This window comes from Thioalkalivibrio sp. ALE25 (genome assembly GCF_000377285.1).
Classification (GTDB): Bacteria; Pseudomonadota; Gammaproteobacteria; order Ectothiorhodospirales; family Ectothiorhodospiraceae; genus Thioalkalivibrio.
The window spans coordinates 1-17,755 of record NZ_KB897939.1 but is presented as its reverse complement, the minus strand read 5'-3'; the positions used below and the strand labels follow the sequence as shown (position 1 = coordinate 17,755).

General features: G+C 69.1%; 16 protein-coding genes. 9 read left to right on the top strand and 7 right to left on the bottom strand.

All coding sequences use genetic code 11. The features are described from left to right. Positions 1-2: 2 nt before the first annotated feature. From C996_RS0112890 to C996_RS0112880, 3 genes are read left to right on the top strand one after another with little or no spacing between them, the layout of a single operon-like run. Complete coding sequence (locus C996_RS0112890) at positions 3-746, top strand: 1-acyl-sn-glycerol-3-phosphate acyltransferase (protein ID WP_018867843.1); 744 nt, start codon at positions 3-5, stop codon at positions 744-746. Positions 747-772: 26 nt separating this feature from the next. After that, a complete protein-coding gene (locus C996_RS0112885) occupies positions 773-2,008 on the top strand; it encodes a glycosyltransferase family 1 protein (protein ID WP_018867842.1) in 1,236 nt (411 codons plus the stop codon). Further along, positions 1,983-2,513, top strand: coding sequence for a phosphatase PAP2 family protein (locus C996_RS0112880; RefSeq protein ID WP_018867841.1), 531 nt, complete (start codon positions 1,983-1,985; stop codon positions 2,511-2,513). The genes C996_RS0112885 and C996_RS0112880 overlap by 26 nt, the downstream gene beginning before the upstream one ends. Positions 2,514-2,660: 147 nt before the next feature. On the opposite strand, the gene C996_RS0112875 is transcribed toward C996_RS0112880, so the two are convergent. The 7 genes from C996_RS0112875 to C996_RS0112845 all read right to left on the bottom strand — a co-directional run bounded on the left by C996_RS0112875 (position 2,661) and on the right by C996_RS0112845 (position 11,094). Then, a complete protein-coding gene (locus C996_RS0112875; RefSeq protein ID WP_018867840.1) occupies positions 2,661-2,990 on the bottom strand; it encodes a hypothetical protein in 330 nt (109 codons plus the stop codon). A gap of 72 nt (positions 2,991-3,062) precedes the next feature. Continuing rightward, positions 3,063-4,247, bottom strand: a complete 1,185-nt coding sequence (locus C996_RS0112870; RefSeq protein WP_018881514.1) for an alanine--glyoxylate aminotransferase family protein — start codon at positions 4,245-4,247, stop codon at positions 3,063-3,065. A gap of 64 nt (positions 4,248-4,311) precedes the next feature. Further along, entirely contained in the window at positions 4,312-5,577 is a 1,266-nt protein-coding gene (glcF, locus tag C996_RS0112865) for a glycolate oxidase subunit GlcF (protein ID WP_018867838.1), read from the bottom strand. Positions 5,578-5,581: 4 nt separating this feature from the next. Beyond that, positions 5,582-6,691 (bottom strand): glycolate oxidase subunit GlcE, encoded by a 1,110-nt coding sequence (gene glcE, locus C996_RS0112860; protein ID WP_018867837.1) that lies wholly within the window; start codon positions 6,689-6,691, stop codon positions 5,582-5,584. Positions 6,692-6,872: 181 nt separating this feature from the next. Further along, positions 6,873-7,277 carry a DUF302 domain-containing protein gene (locus C996_RS0112855; RefSeq protein WP_018867836.1) on the bottom strand — a complete coding sequence of 135 codons (405 nt, stop codon included), beginning with the start codon at positions 7,275-7,277 and terminating at the stop codon, positions 6,873-6,875. A gap of 30 nt (positions 7,278-7,307) precedes the next feature. Continuing rightward, positions 7,308-10,091 (bottom strand): TRAP transporter permease, encoded by a 2,784-nt coding sequence (locus C996_RS0112850; protein ID WP_018867835.1) that lies wholly within the window; start codon positions 10,089-10,091, stop codon positions 7,308-7,310. Then, entirely contained in the window at positions 10,084-11,094 is a 1,011-nt protein-coding gene (locus tag C996_RS0112845; RefSeq protein WP_026279322.1) for a TAXI family TRAP transporter solute-binding subunit, read from the bottom strand. Before C996_RS0112845 ends, C996_RS0112850 begins: the two co-directional genes overlap by 8 nt. Before the next feature lie 151 nt (positions 11,095-11,245). Here C996_RS0112845 and C996_RS0112840 point away from each other — a divergent pair, with 151 nt between their 5' ends. From C996_RS0112840 to ribBA, 6 genes are all read left to right on the top strand, one after another. Next, a complete protein-coding gene (locus tag C996_RS0112840; protein WP_018867833.1) occupies positions 11,246-12,040 on the top strand; it encodes a transglutaminase family protein in 795 nt (264 codons plus the stop codon). Between the two features lie 272 nt (positions 12,041-12,312). After that, positions 12,313-13,572 carry a serine hydroxymethyltransferase gene (glyA, locus tag C996_RS0112835; RefSeq protein WP_018867832.1) on the top strand — a complete coding sequence of 420 codons (1,260 nt, stop codon included), beginning with the start codon at positions 12,313-12,315 and terminating at the stop codon, positions 13,570-13,572. A gap of 30 nt (positions 13,573-13,602) precedes the next feature. Beyond that, complete coding sequence (gene nrdR, locus C996_RS0112830) at positions 13,603-14,184, top strand: transcriptional regulator NrdR (protein ID WP_026279321.1); 582 nt, start codon at positions 13,603-13,605, stop codon at positions 14,182-14,184. Next, positions 14,184-15,359 (top strand): bifunctional diaminohydroxyphosphoribosylaminopyrimidine deaminase/5-amino-6-(5-phosphoribosylamino)uracil reductase RibD, encoded by a 1,176-nt coding sequence (gene ribD / locus C996_RS0112825; RefSeq protein WP_018867830.1) that lies wholly within the window; start codon positions 14,184-14,186, stop codon positions 15,357-15,359. The genes nrdR and ribD overlap by 1 nt, the downstream gene beginning before the upstream one ends. A gap of 365 nt (positions 15,360-15,724) precedes the next feature. Then, positions 15,725-16,408 carry a riboflavin synthase gene (locus tag C996_RS0112820; RefSeq protein ID WP_018867829.1) on the top strand — a complete coding sequence of 228 codons (684 nt, stop codon included), beginning with the start codon at positions 15,725-15,727 and terminating at the stop codon, positions 16,406-16,408. A gap of 27 nt (positions 16,409-16,435) precedes the next feature. Next, on the top strand, positions 16,436-17,542 hold the full coding sequence (ribBA, locus tag C996_RS0112815) for a bifunctional 3,4-dihydroxy-2-butanone-4-phosphate synthase/GTP cyclohydrolase II (protein ID WP_018867828.1): 1,107 nt from the start codon (positions 16,436-16,438) through the stop codon (positions 17,540-17,542). Positions 17,543-17,755 lie beyond the last annotated feature (213 nt).

Sequence of the window (17,755 nt, the reverse complement as noted above, 5' to 3'; positions counted from 1 at the left end):
TGATGCGTATCGTGCTGCACATGCTGGCGGGGGTCTGGCTGACCTGGCGGATGGCCCGCCGCGAGGCCGACTTCGAGGAGCGCAGTCGCATCCGCCGGGCCTGGTACGACCGTGCCCTGTGGATCGCGGGGGTGCGTTTCCGGATCCATGGCGAGCCGCCCCGGCGGCCGTCGCTGGTGGTCTCCAACCATGTCTCCTGGCTGGATATCCCGTTGATCGGGGCAGCGCTGGACCCGTGCTTCCTGTCCAAGGCGGAGATCGCGCGCTGGCCGGTCATCGGCTGGCTGGCCCGGCAGCACGACACCCGCTTCATCGAGCGCGGTGCGCACCAGGCCTCCGCCCATGTCGAGGCCATGCGGGCTGGCCTGGACGAGGGCCGCCATTTCGTGGTGTTTCCGGAGGGGACGACCAGCCGGGGCGAGTTCGTGCGCCGTTTCCACCCGCGCCTGTTCGCGGCCGTCACCGGCACTCGGCATCCGGTGCAGCCGGTGGCGCTGGCCTACGAGCGGACGCCCGATGGCGCGGTTCCGGTGTCGTATTCCGGCGGGGATCGCCTGATCCCCAACGTATGGCGCTTGCTGTGCCGCCGCGAGACGCGTGTGGACCTGCATTTTCTGGCGCCGCTGGAAGTCGCGGATCAGGACCGGCGCAGCCTGGCGGACGGTGCCCGTGAGGCCATCGTCCGCGTGCTGGACCTGCCACTGGAACCGCCAGCTGGTCGCGAAAGCGATCGCTCGCCTGCATAGCGCCGGCCGCGGCACGGGGATTCATCATGTGGTCGCAACCGCACATCGAGTCCCCGGGCCCCTGCCGCACACGCCTGCATCTGGCGCTGGTCACCGAGACCTGGCCGCCGGAGGTTAACGGCGTGGCGCATACCCTCGCGCGGCTGGTCGAGGGGATGCGCGAGCGTGGCCACCGGGTGCAGGTCGCCCGCCCGCGCCAGCCGGGCGAGGTGGCGCGCCCCTGCGGGGCGGGCGACGAATCAGGGGCGTGTGACCACCTGCTCGCGGGCCTGCCGCTGCCTGGCTACAGCGGCCTGCGCATGGGTCTCCCGGCGCGCCGCCGGCTGCAGGCCCTGTGGTCGGAGGACCGCCCGGATGCCGTGTATATCGCCACCGAGGGTCCGCTGGGGCATGCGGCCCTGCGCGCGGCGCGGCGCCTCGGGATTCCGGTCGCCTCGGGTTTTCATACCCATTTCGACGGCTATGCCCGCTACTACGGTGTCGGCTGGCTGACCCCGCTGGTGCGCGCTGTCCTGCGCCGTTTCCACAACCGCTGTGACGTGACTCTGGCCCCGACCGGGGCACTGGCGCACACGCTGGCGGCGCAGGGATTCCAGCGCGTGCGGGTGATGGCGCGGGGCGTGGATACCCGGCGTTTCACCCCGGCGCGGCGGTCATCGCGCCTGCGCCAGCAATGGGGTGCGGCGACCGCCACACCGGTCGTGCTGTACGTCGGGCGCCTGGCACCGGAGAAGAATCTGGCCCTGGTGGTGGATGCCTTTCGCGCCATCCAGGCGGCGCGCCCCGGCGCGCGCCTGGTGGTGGTCGGCGATGGCCCCTCGCGAACGGAGCTGGAGCGGGCCAATCCGGACGCGATCTTCACCGGCCAGCAGGTGGGCCAGGCCCTGGCACAGCACTACGCCAGCGCCGATCTGTTCCTGTTTCCGTCGACTTCCGAGACCTTCGGCAATGTGGTGATCGAGGCCATGGCGAGCGGGCTCCCGGTGCTGGCCTTCGATTCGGCCGCGGCTCACGAGCATGTGACCAGCGGCGTGAGTGGCGCCCGGGTGCCGCTGACGGGAACGGCGTCCGAGGATGCCGCCGCCTTCGTCGGCGCGGCGGGCGCTCTCGCGCAGGATCCGGAGGCCTGGCGCGAGATGGGCCGTCAGGCGCGAGCGCATGCCCGCGGGCTCGACTGGGTCGAGGTGGTGGCCGAGTTCGAGTCCCAGTGTCTGGGAATCCTCAAGGAGGGTCGCGATGCGCGTCCTGCAATGGATGGATGAGCTGGAGCTGGCGGTCTGCCGGCAGTTCAACCACTACAATCGGCGCCGCGTCGTCAGCGGGTTCTTTGGCGGGGTGAGCCGGCTGGGCGACGGGGTGGCCTGGTATGCGCTGATGCTGGTGCTGCCGTTGCTGCACGGGCCGCAGGCGGCTTGGGTCAGCCTGCAGATGGCGGTGGTGGGGCTGGCGTCGCTGCCGGTGTACAAGTGGCTGAAGCGACGCACCAGCCGGCGGCGGCCCTGCCACCGTGATCGCCCGTTCACGCGGACGGTGGACCCGCTGGACGAATTCAGCTTCCCCTCCGGCCATACCATGCACGCGGTGGGATTCACCGTGGTCCTGGTGGCGTGGTTCCCGGTCTGGGCCTGGCTGGTGGTGCCGTTCGCGGCGCTGGTGGCCGCCTCGCGGCTGGTACTGGCGCTGCACTATCCCAGCGACGTCGCCATGGGCGCGCTGATCGGGGCGTCCATGGCCGGCGCGGTGCTGTGGCTCGCCGGGTTGTTCTAGGGAAACACCTCGCGTCATCCCGGCCGTAGCGCAGCGAAGAGCCGGGATCCCCGCTTCGCGGAAGCCCCATCGCCCTGATCTGCCCCGGCGTTGGAGATCCCGGACAACCGCTGCGCGGTTTCCGGGATGACGCCTTAGCGGGCGGGATCAGCCGCGGGAGGCGAGCGCCTCTTCGTTGTAGGCGGCGTCGATGGTGACGATGGTTTTCTCCACCAGGCGGAAGCCCTCCACGGGTGCGTCATCGCCCATGTACTTCAGGCGGGTCGGGCCAATGGCCTTGACCGCCTCGGCGCGTTCCAGGGTGGTGTCCGGGCTGTCGGCGCCGGCCCCGTCCATCAGCGCGACCAGGACCTCGGCCGCGATGGGGTTGCGGTGTTCGCCGCTGCGCGCCTTTTCCAGCGACGCGGCAGGGTCGCCGTCCAGGAACACGCCGTCCATGTGTTCATCCAGGTACTGCAGCAGTTCGCTTAGCGTCATGATGCGCCTCCCGTTGGGTCTCGAGTGGCCGCCAGCGCGCATGGGCGCGGCGGCGACCGGTGATCGGTGGGTTCAGCCCTGCTGCGCGTAGGCGGCCCGGGCGGCGGGCATCGCGCGGCCGGGGGTGACGGCCCCCATGTCGGCCAGCACGGCCTCCAGCGCGGACAGGCACAGCAGGACGTTCTTCTCGTTCGCGCCGTAGCCCATCAGGCCGATACGCCAGACCTTGCCGGCATACGGTCCCAGCCCGGCGCCGATCTCCAGGCCGTAGCGGTTCAGCAGTTCGCCGCGCACCGCGGCCTCGTCCACGCCCTCGGGCACGTGCACCGCATTGAGCTGCGGCAGGCGATGCTTGGCATCCACCAGGAAGCTCAGGCCCATGGCCTCAAGGCCGGCGCGCAGGGCGTCGTGGTGGCGGCAGTGACGCGACCAGCTGTTCTCTAGGCCTTCCTCGGCAAGGATTACCAGCGATTCGTGCAGGGCGTACAGGGCGTTGACCGGGGCGGTGTGGTGGTAGGCGCGCTTGCCGCCGCCGCCCCAGTACCCCATGACCAGGTTCAGGTCGAGGAACCAGCTCTGGACCTTGTGGCTGCGCGCCTGGATGCGCTCTACCGCGCGTTCGCTGAAGCTGACCGGCGACAGGCCCGGGGTGCAGGACAGGCATTTCTGCGAGCCGGAGTAGATTGCATCCACGCCCCAGTCATCCACGTACAGCGGGCTGCCGGCGAGGCCGGTGACCGAGTCGACGATGCTCAGACAGTCGTGTTCGCGCGCCAGCCGGCAGAGGGTCTCGACGTCCGAGCGCGCGCCGGTGGAGGTCTCGGCGTGCACGAAGGCCAGGATCTTCGCATCCGGGTTGCCCTTCAGCGCGTCCTCGACCTTCTGCGGGGAGACCGGGGCGCCCCAGTCGTCCTCGACCACCACGGCAGTGGCGCCACAGCGCTCGACGTTTTCCTTCATGCGCGTGCCGAACACGCCGTTGATGCAGACGATTACCTTGTCGCCCGGCTCGACCAGGTTCACGAAGCAGGTCTCCATGCCGGCGGAGCCGGGGGCGGAGACCGGCAGGGTCAGCGCGTTACTGGTCTGAAAGGCGTACTGCAGCAGGCCTTTCATCTCCTCCATCATGCCGACGAAAACCGGGTCCAGGTGGCCGATGATCGGGCGGCTCATCGCGCTCAGAACACGCGGGTTCACATCGGAGGGGCCGGGGCCCATCAGGGTGCGCTGCGGGGGGAGAAAGGATTTTGCCTGCATGGATGCGTCTACCGGATTGGAAAAGGGGGAATCTAGATCGCCGCCGGGGCGCGGGCAAGCGCCCCTACGCACCGGCGGGAGTTGCCGGACAGTGACGCTCGAGCAGCGTGAGCCAGTGCTCGACCGGGGTGTCCGTGCCACTTTGCATATGGGTCTGGCAGCCGATGTTGGCGGTGACGATGCGCGCGGGGCCCGCGGCCTCGAGGTTGTCCAGCTTGCGCTGGCGAAGCCGACCTGCCATCTCCGGCTGCAGGATCGAGTAGGTGCCGGCAGAGCCGCAGCACAGGTGCGGCTCGATGACCGGAACCAGATTGAAACCGGCGGCCTGCAGGAGCGGTTCCACGCGCCCGGGCAGGGCCTGGCCATGTTGCAGGGTGCAGGGGGCGTGCCAGGCGACGGGCGGATGATCGTCCGGCGCGCGGATACCGAGCGCGCGGATGGCCTCGGCATCGAAGAGCTCGACCGGGTCGCGCACGCATTCGGCCAGCCGGGCCGCGCGCTCGGCGTACGTCGGGTCGTCGGCCAGGATGTGCCCGTAGTCGCGCAGGAGCACGCCGCAGCCGCTGGCGGTGCTGACGACCGCGTCGACCCCGCGTTCCAGGACCGGCTGCCAGGCGTCGAGGTTGGCGCGGACCCGGGCGCGGGTTCGTTCCTCGAAGGCCAGATGATGTTCCACCGCTCCACAGCAGCGGGCCGCCCCGGTCTCCACTACCTCGACGCCGCGGCGGGCCAGCAGGTGGCGCAGGGCGGTGTTGATGCGGGCGTCAATGGCGTCATGCACGCAGCCGCCCAGCAGCAGCACGCGCCCATGCTGGAAGCCGGGTCCCGCAGCACCGTTGGCGGGCCGGGGTACGGCCCCGGTGGCCTGGCGCGGCGGCACGCGCCGCTTCAGTCGCGCGGGCAGGGCCGGGCGGGCGAGACGCCCCAGCCCGAGGGCCAGACGGAACGGCCAGCGCGCCGGCAGGGCGCGCGCCAGCAGGCCGCGCAGCAGCCGCTCGCGCCAGGGGCGGTCGAGGTCGCGCTCGACGACCTCGCGGCCCACCGCCACCAGGTGGTTGTAGTCCACGCCGGAGGGGCAGGTGGTCATGCAGTTGAGGCAGGTCAGGCAGCGGTCCAGATGGGTGCGCGTCGTGGCATTGGCCTCGCCGCTCTCCAGGACCTCCTTGATCTGGTAGATCCGGCCGCGCGGGCCGTCCAGCTCGTCGCCCTGTTCCTGATAGGTCGGGCAGGTCGCGTTGCAGAAGCCGCAGTGCACACAGGCGCGCAGCGCGTCCTCGGCGATGCGCGCCGCCGGGTCGTTCTCGAAGCGGGGGTGCAGGCGGGTTTCCATAGTCTCAGCTCGCCCGGGCGGGGCGTGGATGGGGGGCAATCAGTGGGGCGAAAAATACCCCGTCCGGGTCCATCGCCGCGCGGACTTCCCCTTCCAGGCGCGCGTGCGGCGCGGGGCGCGGATGCAGCCAGGAGCCGCCGGCGGGATTGCCCAGCCACAGCCGGGCATGCCCGCCCGCGTCTGCGACCGTCGTGCGGACCGTTTCCGGGGCCGCGCTGGAGCGCAGCCAGCGCTCGCCGCCGCCCCAGTTCATCAGCCACTCACCCGGCAGGTCGAGGGGCGGGGTCGCCGGCGGCAGGCTCAGACGCCACAGGCGTTCGTCGCCGGTCACCGAACCGGTCAGGAACGGCAGGTGACGATCGCGCAGCCGGGTCCAGAAGGGCGGACCCTCCAGATCGGCATCCGCGCCCAGGCGCTCGGCGGCCTCCTGCACGGCCTCCTGCCCACCGCCCAGGCGGATCCGGGTGATCCCGTCGGCCCAGGCCAGACCGGAGAAGGGCAGGGCGGTGCGTCCCCAGTCCCGGGCCTGGTGGATGAATTCGGCCGCGGAGGCCTCGCGGCGCAGCCAGGCCTGGTAGGCGGGGGCGGGGAGCAGCTTGAAGCTGGCTTCCAGCAGCAGGCCCAGACTGCCCATGCTGCCCGCCATCAGGCGCGAGACGTCGAAGCCGGCGACGTTCTTCATGACCTCGCCACCGAAGCGCAGGATCTCGCCGCGGCCGTTCACGATGCGCGTACCCAGCAGCGCGTCACGCAGACTGGCGGTCCAGGGGCGGCGCGCGCCGGACAGCCCCAGGGCGACCATGCCGCCCACGGTGCTGGACGGGGTGGGCATGGCCGGCTCGAAGGGCAGCATCATGCCGACCTCTTCCAGCGCGGCCTGCAATTCCATCACCGGTGTGCCGGCACGCACCGTCACCACCAGCTCGCTGGGGGCCAGATTGACGATGCCGTGGTGGCGGCCTGCCTCCAGCAGCTGCACATCCGCCGGATATCCTTCGGGGAACGCGAGGGCACGCTGACTGCCACTGCCGGTGATGGCCAGGCGGTGGCCGGCTGCACTGGCCGAACGGATGCGCTCGGCCAGTAGCAAGGACTGGTCGGTTCCGGGTTCCATCAGATGCGGGCGCGGCCGGGGCTAGTGGGCCTCGTGGAAAGTTCGGTAACGGATCGCTTCGCCAGAAGCGCCGGCGCTGCGTTGGGCAAGTTTGAAATAGCGTGGCTATTCCGGCACTTGCCCGCCTTGCTCCGGCACTTCTGGCTGTGCTCCATCGTCACCGAACTTCCCGCATGGCCCACTAGCCCGTCTCCAGTGTCAGGCGTACCCGTTCCAGGCGATGCCGCACATCTTGAGCAAGGTCCTCGACACCGGGCTTGTTGACCAGACCCATCACCGCGACCGGGTCCATGAAGCCGACCGTGCAGGTCCCGTTCTCGTTGTCCTGTACCAGGACGTTGCAGGGCAGCAGCAGCCCGATGTTCGGATCCGCCTCGATCGCCTGGCGGGCCAGGTTCGGGTTGCAGGCGCCGAGGATGCGGTAGGCCCGATGATCCAGGTCCAGTTTCTTCTTGAAGGCCGCGGCCACGTCGATCTCGCTGAGAATGCCGAAGCCTTCCTCGCCCAGGGCGGCCGTGGTGCGCTCGATCACCTGATCGATCGCGCCCGGCACGATCACGTTGAAGCCGTATTGAGGTTGTTCCATCGCGGGTCCTCCGTTCGTGGTGAGGTCGGGTTACGCCGACAGCGCCGGGGCGTCGGCGGATGGCCCGCCTCCCGGTGGTGTCGTGCGCCGGCGCTGGTTCCAGGCGACCAGGAGCCCCAGGGCCAGTGCGGGGAGGTAGAACCAGTAGGGACTCGGACGGTCGGTGGGCACCAGCACGCCGGTGATGGCCCAGCCACCCTCCAAGCCTACCCGGCCGGCCGGGCTGCCGAAAGCAACCGTTTGTATCTGCGCCTTCTGCGCGTCGGGATCGAAGCGCACGTCCAGGCCGGCATCGGCCAGGCGTTCGCGCGGGGCCAGAACCGGGCTGCCCAGTGGGAACATCACCGTGCGGGTGATCTCGCGGCCCTCCAGGTCGATGCCGGTGGCCTCCACGCGCAGCGAGTCACGATCCGGGATCGTTTCGACGACCTCCAGCAGGGTCTCCGGCGGCTGGTGCGCAAAGGGCGGCGCGATGCGGTCCATCAGTACCGTGGGCACCAGCAGCACGAAGGCCACCACCAGCAGGGCGCCGGATTCCCAGTAGCGGCTGCGGGTCAGGAACCAGCCCTGGGTGGCTGCGGTAAACGCGAGGATGCCCGCCAGCGAGCCGAGGAATACCAGCGTCAGCTGGAACACGTTGTCCACGCCGATCAGCAGCAACTGGCTGTTAAAGATGAAGAAGAACGGCAATGCGATGGTGCGCAGGCTGTAGGCAAAGGCCTGGATCCCGGTGCGGATCGGGTCGGCCTTCGCGATCGCCGCGCCGGCAAACGAGGCCAGACCCACCGGCGGCGTCACGTCGGCCATGATGCCGAAATAGAACACGAACAGGTGGGCCGCGATCAGCGGGATCAGGATGTCGTGCTGGGCGCCCAGGTCGACGATGATCGGGGCCATCAGGGTCGCCACGATGATGTAGTTCGCGGTGGTCGGCAGGCCCAGCCCCAGGATCAGGCTGATCAGGGCCGTCAGCACCAGCACCAGCAGCAGGTTGCCGCCGGACAGGGTGTCCACCAGGTCGGTCAGCACCAGCCCGACGCCGGTCATTGCCACGGTGCCGACGATGATCCCGGCCGCGGCGGTGGCCAGGCCGATACCGATCATGTTGCGCGCGCCGGTCTCGAAGCCCTGAAACAGCTCCCATACCCCGACCCAGGTCGCCTGCAGCAGCCGGCCCTGGCGCCGGAACAGCGCGACCAGCGGGCGCTGGGTCAGGACGATGAAGATCATGAAGGCCACCGCCCAGAACGCCGCCAGCCCCGGCGACAGGCGCTCCACTACCAGGGCCCAGACCAGCACCACCAGCGGCAGCACATAGTGCAGACCGCCCAGTACCGTGGGTAGCACGCGCGGCAGGGATTGCTCGGTGTCCAGGGGTTCCGGCTCGGGTTCGCGGGCGACGATCCACAGCAGGATCAGGTAGGCGGCGAACAGCAGGCCGGCGATGATCCAGGCGGCGGCGTCGCCGGCCACCTCCTTGATCCAGCCAAGCCCCCAGTACACCGCGGCGGCCAGGATGATCAGGCTGGAGACGGTGATTCCGAAGCTGATCAGGCGCCCGCGCCAGGTGGTCACGGTGGCGCGCTGGAGCCCCTCCATGCCGTTCTTGCAGGCCTCCAGATGCACGATATAGATCAGCGCGATATAGGCGATCAGCGCCGGCAGAATCGCGTGTTTGAGCACCTCCACGTAGGGGATGCCGACGTACTCGACCATCAGGAAGGCGGCGGCCCCCATCACCGGCGGCATCAACTGGCCGTTGACCGAGCTGGCCACCTCCACCGCGCCGGCCTTGTGCGGGGCGAAACCGACCCGGCGCATCAGCGGCACGGTGAAGGTGCCGGTGGTGACCACATTGGCGATGGATGAACCGGAGACCACCCCGGTCATCCCCGAGGCCATCACCGCGGCCTTGGCCGGCCCCCCGCGCAGGTGCCCGAGCAGGGAGAAGGCGACACGGATGAAGTAGTCGCCGGCGCCGGCGCGTTCCAGCAGCGCGCCGAACAGCACGAACAGGAACACGAAGCTGGTGGAGACCCCGAGCGCGATCCCGAACACGCCCTCGTTGGACAGCCACTGCTGCGCCATCGCGCGCGGGTATCTGGCGCCGCGATGGGCGATCAGGTCCGGCATCAGCGGTCCGGCGAAGGTGTAGAACAGGAAGATCGCCGCGATGATGGTCAGCGCCGGGCCGAGCACGCGACGGGTCGCCTCCAGCAGCAGGATCAGGCCGATCCCGGCCATCACCAGGTCCAGCTCGGTGGGGGCGCCGGGGCGCGCCGCCAGGGCCTCGTGGAACAGGTAGAGGTAGAGCGCACTGAAGGCCGCGACCGCGGCGAATACCCAGTCGCCCAGGGGCACACGATGCACGGGGTCGTTCCCGCGCAGCAGGGGCCAGGCCACTACTACCAAAGCAATGCCCAGGGCCAGATAGACCTCGCCGAGGCGTTCAAGGCCCAGCAGCTGCCATAGCCCTAGTGCGATCAGGGCCAGGCCGCCGAGGGCATAGAGGATGCCGATCGCGTGCTGCCAGCCCTTGCCGCGGGCGGTGGGACGTACCGCGGGGAAGAGCAGGTAGCCGAGGAAGATCGCGAAGGCCAGATGGATGGAGCGGGCCTCGGTCTCGGAGACCACGAAGACATCCACCCAGTCGGCCATCGGCGCGGCGATCCAGATCTGGAACAGCGACCACGCGACGGCCGTGATCCAGATGAGACTGCGGGTCGCGCGGCCGGGGTGGCGGCCGCCGGTCTCCAGCTCGGCGACCTGACGGTCTTCCGGGCTGGCGGCATCCTGGGCTCGGGTATCAGTCATCGATCAGTCCTGCCTCGCGAAAGTAGCGTCGGGCGCCGGGGTGCATGGGCGCGGACAGGCCCTCGTCCACCATGCCCTCGCGTTCGAGCCCGCTGAAGGCCGGGTGCAGGCCGCGGAAGGTCTCGAAGTTCTCGAACACGGCGCGGGTCAGTTCAAAGGCGGCGGTATTCGACGTGCGGTCCGAGGTGACCAGGGTGGCACCCACGCCGTAGGTGCGGATGTCCTGGTCCTGCCCTGGGTAGGTATCGGCGGGGATCACGGCGGTGAGGTAGTAGGGGGTCGAGCGGATCAGTTCCTCGATGGCCGGCCCCTCGATGGAGACCAGGCGTGCATCACAGGTGGCGATGGGCTCCTGGATCGCCGCCGAAGGGTGGCCGACGGAGAACACGAAGGCGTCGATGCGATTGTCGCACAGGGCCTGGGCCTGCTCGCGCGAGGGCAGCTCGCTGACTCGGCGGAAGGTATCGTGATCCCAGCCGAGCTTCTCCATCAGCTCTTCCATCAGGGTGCGCTGGCCGGATCCGGGGTTGCCGATGTTCACGCGCTTGTCCGGCAGATCATCCAGTCCGGCAATCTCCGCGTCGGGGCGCACCACCAGGGTCAGGGGCTCCGGGTGCAGGCTGAACATGGCCCGCAGGTGCGTGGCCGGCCCGAAGGCCTCGAAGCGGCCGCTGCCATGGTAGGCGTGGTACTGCAGATCCGACTGGGCCACGCCGAAATCCATGTCACCGGAGCGCACCATGTTCAGATTGAACACCGAGCCCCCGGTGCTTTCCGCGGTGCAGCGCATCCCGTGTTCGTCGCGGCGAGTGTTGAACAGGCGGCACAGGTGCTGGCCGGCCGGGTAGTAGACCCCGGTGACACCGCCGGTACCGATATTGATGAAGCGCTGCTCGGCCGCCGCCAGGGGCGCGAGCAGCAACAAAGCCAGGCTCAGGCCCAGGGCCGGCAGCCCGCGGGTCAGGTGACGTGTAGGGATGCGGTGCACGGGGGATCCTCGCATGTGTTCTCCCGGGAACAGACGGTATCGCGAGTGTAGGGAATCGGGCCGTAATGTACACGCCCGCCGGTCCGGGTAACGCGGCAAGGTTTTTCTGGTTCTGCGGCCAAGCGGCGCGTAGGGTGGGGCCTCCATCCGACGCAGGCATTGCCCCATGTGGCTTGAAACCCGCTGTGACTTCGAATTCGAGATCCCCGTCCCGACACCGTTCGTGCTGATGCTGCGCCCGCGCAGCGGCCCGCTGCAGTGGATCGCGCGCGAGGAGTATCGCCTGGTGCCGAACGCCCCGGTGACCGAGTTCGTGGATGTCTACGGCAATCTCTGCCAGCGTCTGGTCGCGCCGCCGGGGCCATTCTCGATCCACACGGCGGCCGAGGTGCAGACGGCCGATGCCCTGGATCGCGCCCCCGGCGCCCCGTTTGTCGAGGTACAGGCCCTGCCGGACGCGACCCTTGGCTACCTGCTGCCCAGCCGCTTCTGCGAATCGGACCGTTTCAATCGCATGGCGACCGAGATCACCGCCGGGCAGTGGCTGGGCTACGACCAGGTGGCCGCCATTGAGCAATGGCTGCGTGACCGCATCGAGTATCTTCCCGGCACCAGCGACATCCCGATCTCGGCGGTGGAGGTGAACCAGCGCGGGAGTGGGGTGTGCCGCGACCTGGCGCATCTGGGCATCGCCCTTTGCCGCAGTCTCAGTATCCCGGCGCGCATGGTGGTCGGGTATCTGCACGGCCTGCAGCCGATGGACATGCACGCCTGGTTCGAGGCCTTCGTCGGCGGTCGCTGGTACAGCTTCGATGCGACCCAGCCCGAGTTGCGGGGCGGCTATGTGGTGGTGGGCTATGGCCGCGACGCGGCGGATGTGGCGATCTACAACCAGTTCGGGCTCCCGGTCTACCCGGTCCGCCACGACGTGGATGTCCATCGCATCGAAGCACCCGCCTGACGCGCGCCGGGCGCGGTATTCCACGGTCACGGGAAGGGGCTTGAGCCGGCCCCGTCCGCGCCGAAGGGACCGGCATCAAAGTACTTGATCGGGCTCGCGAAACCCGCAATTTCGGAGCGTTCGCGAGGCGTCGTGGTGGGCGCCCCGGGAGCCGCCCGGTCTGAAAAGAGGGGCCGGATGACGTATGATAAGCGGCCTTTTTGACGGCAGTGCCGCCTTCCGGCGGGCGCGCCGCAATCCGCCGAATCCGAAGCCTTGAACGGGAGAACCGAATGTTTTCGATCGACATGAGTATCCACGGTTACGACGACGAACTCTGGGGCGCCATCAGCAAGGAAGCGCAGCGCCAGGAAGAGCACATCGAGCTGATCGCCTCCGAGAACTACACCAGCCCGCGCGTGATGGAGGCCCAGGGCTCCGTGCTGACCAACAAGTACGCCGAGGGCTACCCGGGCAAGCGCTACTACGGTGGCTGCGAGTACGTGGATATCGTCGAACAGCTCGCGATCGACCGTCTCAAGGAGCTCTACGGCGCCGACTACGCAAACGTGCAGCCGCATTCCGGCTCGCAGGCCAACGCGGCCGTGTACATGGCCCTGCTGCAGCCGCATGACACCGTGCTGGGCATGAGCCTGGACGCCGGTGGCCACCTGACCCACGGCGCCAAGCCGAACTTCTCCGGCAAGATCTACAACGCGGTGCAGTACGGCATCACCGACGAGGGCCTGATCGACTACGACGAGGTCCAGCGTCTGGCCACCGAGCACCAGCCGAAGATGATCGTCGCCGGCTTCTCCGCCTACTCGCGCGTGGTCGACTGGAAGCGTTTCCGCGAGATCGCCGATTCCGTGGGCGCCTACCTGATGGTGGACATGGCCCACGTCTCCGGCCTGATCGCCGCGGGCGAATACCCGAACCCGATCGACCACGCCCACGTGGTCACCTCCACCACGCACAAGTCCCTGCGCGGGCCGCGTGGCGGCTTCATCATCACCAAGGGTCAGCCGGAGCTGAACAAGAAGTTCCAGTCGCTGATCTTCCCGGGTACCCAGGGTGGCCCGCTGATGCACGTGATCGCCGGCAAGGCGGTGGCGTTCAAGGAGGCCCTGGAACCGGAATTCAAGACCTACCAGAAGCAGGTGATCGCCAACGCCCGCGCGATGGCCGAGGTCCTGGTCGAACGCGGCTACGACATCGTCTCCGGAGGCACCGACAACCACCTGTTCCTGCTGAGCCTGGTGTCCAAGGGCATGACCGGAAAGGCCGCGGATGCCGCGCTGGGTCGCGCCAACATCACGGTCAACAAGAACGCGGTGCCGAATGACCCGCAGTCGCCGTTCGTGACCTCCGGCATCCGCATCGGCACCGCCGCGCTGACCACGCGTGGCTTTACCGAGGCCGAGTCGCGCGAGCTGGCCGGCTGGATCGCCGACGTGCTGGACGACCACGAGAACGAGCAGGTGATCGACGCGACCCGCGACAAGGTCGTCGAGATCTGCCGCCGCTTCCCGGTCTACGGCGCGCCCGAATAATCTCGGCGAGTCACGGGTCGCGGGCGCGGGATGCGCTGTCCGTCCTGTCATGATCAGGATACCCGCGTGGTCGATTCGCGGGTGGCCGGCCCGGAGCAGGAACAGATCCGGCGCCGGCGCCAGTGCCGCGCCTGCGGGGCGCGCTTTACCACCTTCGAACGGGCGGAGTTCAGCCTGCCGCGGGTGGTCAAGCGCTCCGGCGAACGCGTCGCCTTCGACGAGGAGAAGCTGCGCAGCGGTCTGCGTCGGGCCCTGCACAAGCGCCCGGTGAAGACCGACGATGTCGAGCGGGTCATCGACGACATCAAGCGCCAGCTGTCCGCGCTCACCGCCCCCGAAGTGAAATCCGACCGGATCGGCGAAATGGTCCTGGCCGCCTTGCACGGCCTCGACCATGTGGCCTATATCCGGTTTGCCTCCATTTATCTCAGCTTCGCCAGCGTGCAGTCCTTCCGCGAGGCCATCGAACGGCTGGAGGAAGACCTCAGCCCGGAGATGCGCCGCTCGCAGCTGCGCCTGATCGACGAGGAGGCGCCCGGTCCTGCCCCGGAATCGGCGGCGGGCGGCCCGCAGGTGCCACCGGGGAGTGGTGACTCGTCCAGGGGGGAGTGATGGAAGCACCCACGACCGAGCAGGCGATCACGGACCGCCGTTACATGGCGCGGGCCCTGGAGCTGGCCGACTACGGCCGCTTCACCGCGGACCCGAACCCGCGGGTCGGGTGCGTGATCGTGCGCGACGGACGCGAAGTCGGCGCGGGACTGCACTGGAAGGCCGGCGAGGCCCATGCCGAGGTGAACGCACTGCGGGCGGCCGGCGAGGCCGCGCGTGGCGCAACCGCCTACGTCACCCTGGAACCCTGCAGCCATCACGGCCGGACTCCGCCCTGCACCGATGCCCTGATCGGCGCCGGGGTAGCCCGGGTCGTGATCGCCATGCAGGACCCCAACCCGCAGGTCTGTGGCGGCGGGATCGAGGCCCTGCGGGCAGCAGGTATCCCGGTCGACAGCGGCGTGCTGGAGGCCGAGGCGCGTGCCCTGAATCCCGGATTCGTGCGGCGCATGGAGCAGGGACGCCCCTGGGTGCGCGTCAAGCTTGCCGCGAGCCTCGACGGGCGTACCGCCATGGCCTCCGGCGAGTCGCAATGGATCACCGGCGAGGCGGCGCGCCGCGACGTCCAGCAGTGGCGGGCCCGCGCGGGCGCGATCCTGACCGGCAGCGGCACCGTGGTCGCCGACGACCCGCGCCTGAACGTGCGCATGAAGCCGTTCGACCTGGCCGCCCATGCCGGATTTCCGGACGACCCCCGCTATTACGACCTGCCGGGACGTCAGCCCCTGCGGGTGATCCTGGACGCCCGCCTGCGGACGCCGCCGGGCGCGCAGATCCTGCGCGAGGGACCGGTCTGGATCCTCACGGGGCCCGATGCCGCGGACTCGCCGGCCGCGGACACCCTGCGCGGCCGAGGGGCGGAGGTCCGGCCCGTGCCGTTGGCGGAGGAATCCGCCGAGGGCGGGCTGGATCTGGGCGCGGTGCTGGCGGAGCTGGGCCGCGCCGAGGTCAACGAGCTCCACGTGGAATCCGGACCGGGTCTGGCCGGCGCGCTTGCGCGCGGTGGCTGGGTCGACGAATGGCTGATCTACCAGGCCCCCCTGCTAATGGGCTCCAATGCTCGCCCTCTGGTCGAGTGGCCGCTGGCCCGCATGTCCGAGCGCGCCGAACTCGAGATCGTCGATTCCCGCTGGGTCGGCGAAACCCTGCGCCTGCGCGCCCACCCGCGTTCGTGAAGGCCGATTTCACCACGAAGCACACGAAGGCACGAAGAAGGGAAAGGTCAAGGGCGGTCTACAGGAAGACGGAAAGAGTGGAAGGATGACTGGGTTTGAAACGGGGTGCGCAACCGCATCGCATGGGCAGACCATGACCATCCGCTATTGTGCTTTACCGAAAAACCCTTCCAATCTTCCCATCTTCCTGTGAACCGCCTTTGACCTTCTTCGTGTCTTCGTGTGCTTCGTGGTGAACAAGGGTTTTCCGGGCAGGAACCGGGTAAAAGGGCGGGGCGTGGTGCGAACTCATTAGGGTTTCCCTATGATGGGCGGCGAGCAGCCCGGCGCGGTCCGTGCGGGCACCCCGGAACGAGCGGACGTCCATGTTTACCGGAATCATCGAGACCCTAGGCAGCCTGGAGCGCCAGACCCCCAGCGGTGGCGACGTGCGGCTGCACGTGAACGCGACCGGGATGGACCTGTCGGACACCCGGCTGGGGGACTCGATCGCGGTGAACGGGGTCTGCCTGACGGTGACCGACCTGGCGGGCAGCGGCTTTGCCGCCGATGTCTCGCGCGAGTCGCTGGAGGTGACCACGCTGGGCCATCTCGAACCGGGGGACCGGGTGAATCTCGAACGGGCGCTGGCCCTGGGCGACCGCCTGGGCGGGCACATGGTGTCCGGGCACGTCGACGGCGTCGGCGAGGTGGTGGCGATGGAGCCCGATGCGCGCTCGACCCGCGTGCGCTTTCGCGCGCCACCGGCACTGGCCCGCTACATCGCGGCCAAGGGCTCGATCACCATTGATGGCACCAGCCTGACCGTGAACCGCGTGGACGGCGCCGAGTTCGAGGTCAACATCATCCCGCATACCTGGTCCCTGACCCGCTTCGCCGTCTATACGGTGGGCACCCCGGTCAACCTCGAGGTCGACCTGATCGCCCGCTATCTGGAGCGTCTGATGCTGGGCGAGCGGGCGGCCGAGCCCGGCGCGCAGGCGGGCGACCTGTCGGAGGCCTGGCTGGCTGAACAGGGCTTTCCCAATCAATCCGGGCCGCGCGACTGAACGCACGGCCCCCGACCGAAGGCACGCATGGAATTTTCCAGTACCGAAACCATCCTCGAGGAACTGCAGGCCGGACGCATGGTGGTCATCGTCGACGACGAGGACCGCGAGAACGAGGGCGACCTCTTGATGCTGGCCTCGCACGCGCGGCCCGAGGACATCAACTTTATGGCCAAGTACGGCCGCGGCCTGATCTGCCTGACGCTGACCCGCGAGCGCTGCAAGCAGCTGGCGCTGCCGTTGATGGTGACCGACACCAATGACGTGCATGGCACCAACTTTACGCTGTCGATCGAGGCCGCCGAGGGCGTGACCACCGGCATCTCGGCCTACGATCGCGCACACACCATCCGGACCGCGGTCGCGCCCAACGCGAAGCCCGAGGATATCGTCCAGCCGGGGCACGTGTTCCCGCTGATGGCACAGCCCGGTGGGGTCATCGTGCGCGCCGGCCATACCGAGGCCGGGTGCGATCTGGCGCGCCTGGCCGGGGCCGAACCGGCGGCGGTGATTGTCGAGATCCTGAACGAGGACGGCAGCATGGCGCGCCGTTCGGATCTCGAACGCTTCTGCGCCGAGCATGACCTCAAGATGGGCACCATCGAGGACCTGATCCGCTATCGCATCGAGAACGAGAAGACCGTGCGTCGGGTTTCGGAGCGTCCGTTCCCGACCGAGCATGGCGAATTCCGCCTGCTGGCGTTCGAGGACGAGGTGGATCACGAGCTGCATTTCGCGCTGGTGCGCGGGGAGCCGAAGCCGGACCAGGAGACCCTGGTGCGTGTCCATCTGGAGAGCACGCTGTACGACACGCTGGGCTATGCCGGCCCGGACCGTGGCTGGCCGCTGGATGATGCCCTGCGCCGGATCGACGCGGCCGGCGAGGGCGTGGTGGTGGTGCTGCGCAAGCACGAGAGCCCGGAGGCCCTGGCCCAGCGTCTGGAGCATATCGGCCAGCCGGCGCCGGAGGAGCGCAGTGGGCGGGAGAACTCCGCCGAGTGGCGCATGTATGGCATTGGTGCCCAGATCCTGGCCGACTGTGGCGTTGGCCGCATGAAGCTGATGTCCGCACCCAAGCGTTTCCACGGCCTCGGCGGCTTCGGCCTTGAGGTGGTGGACTACGTCCACGAGTAGCCCCCGGCCGCCTGCCTCGTGGTGGCTGGCCATGGTTCGTCGCTCGGTGTTTACGGTGCCTTCGGTCCGCAACCTGCCAGGCGCTGATTCGCCAGCGCGCCGCGAGGTCCTTTCTTGCTTGCCCAAGAAAGGACCCAAAGAAGGGCACCCGGATTTCGCCCGGGAACCTCGCTCCGGACGCGCTGGGCCGGCGGCGCTGAACTCGCTGCGCCT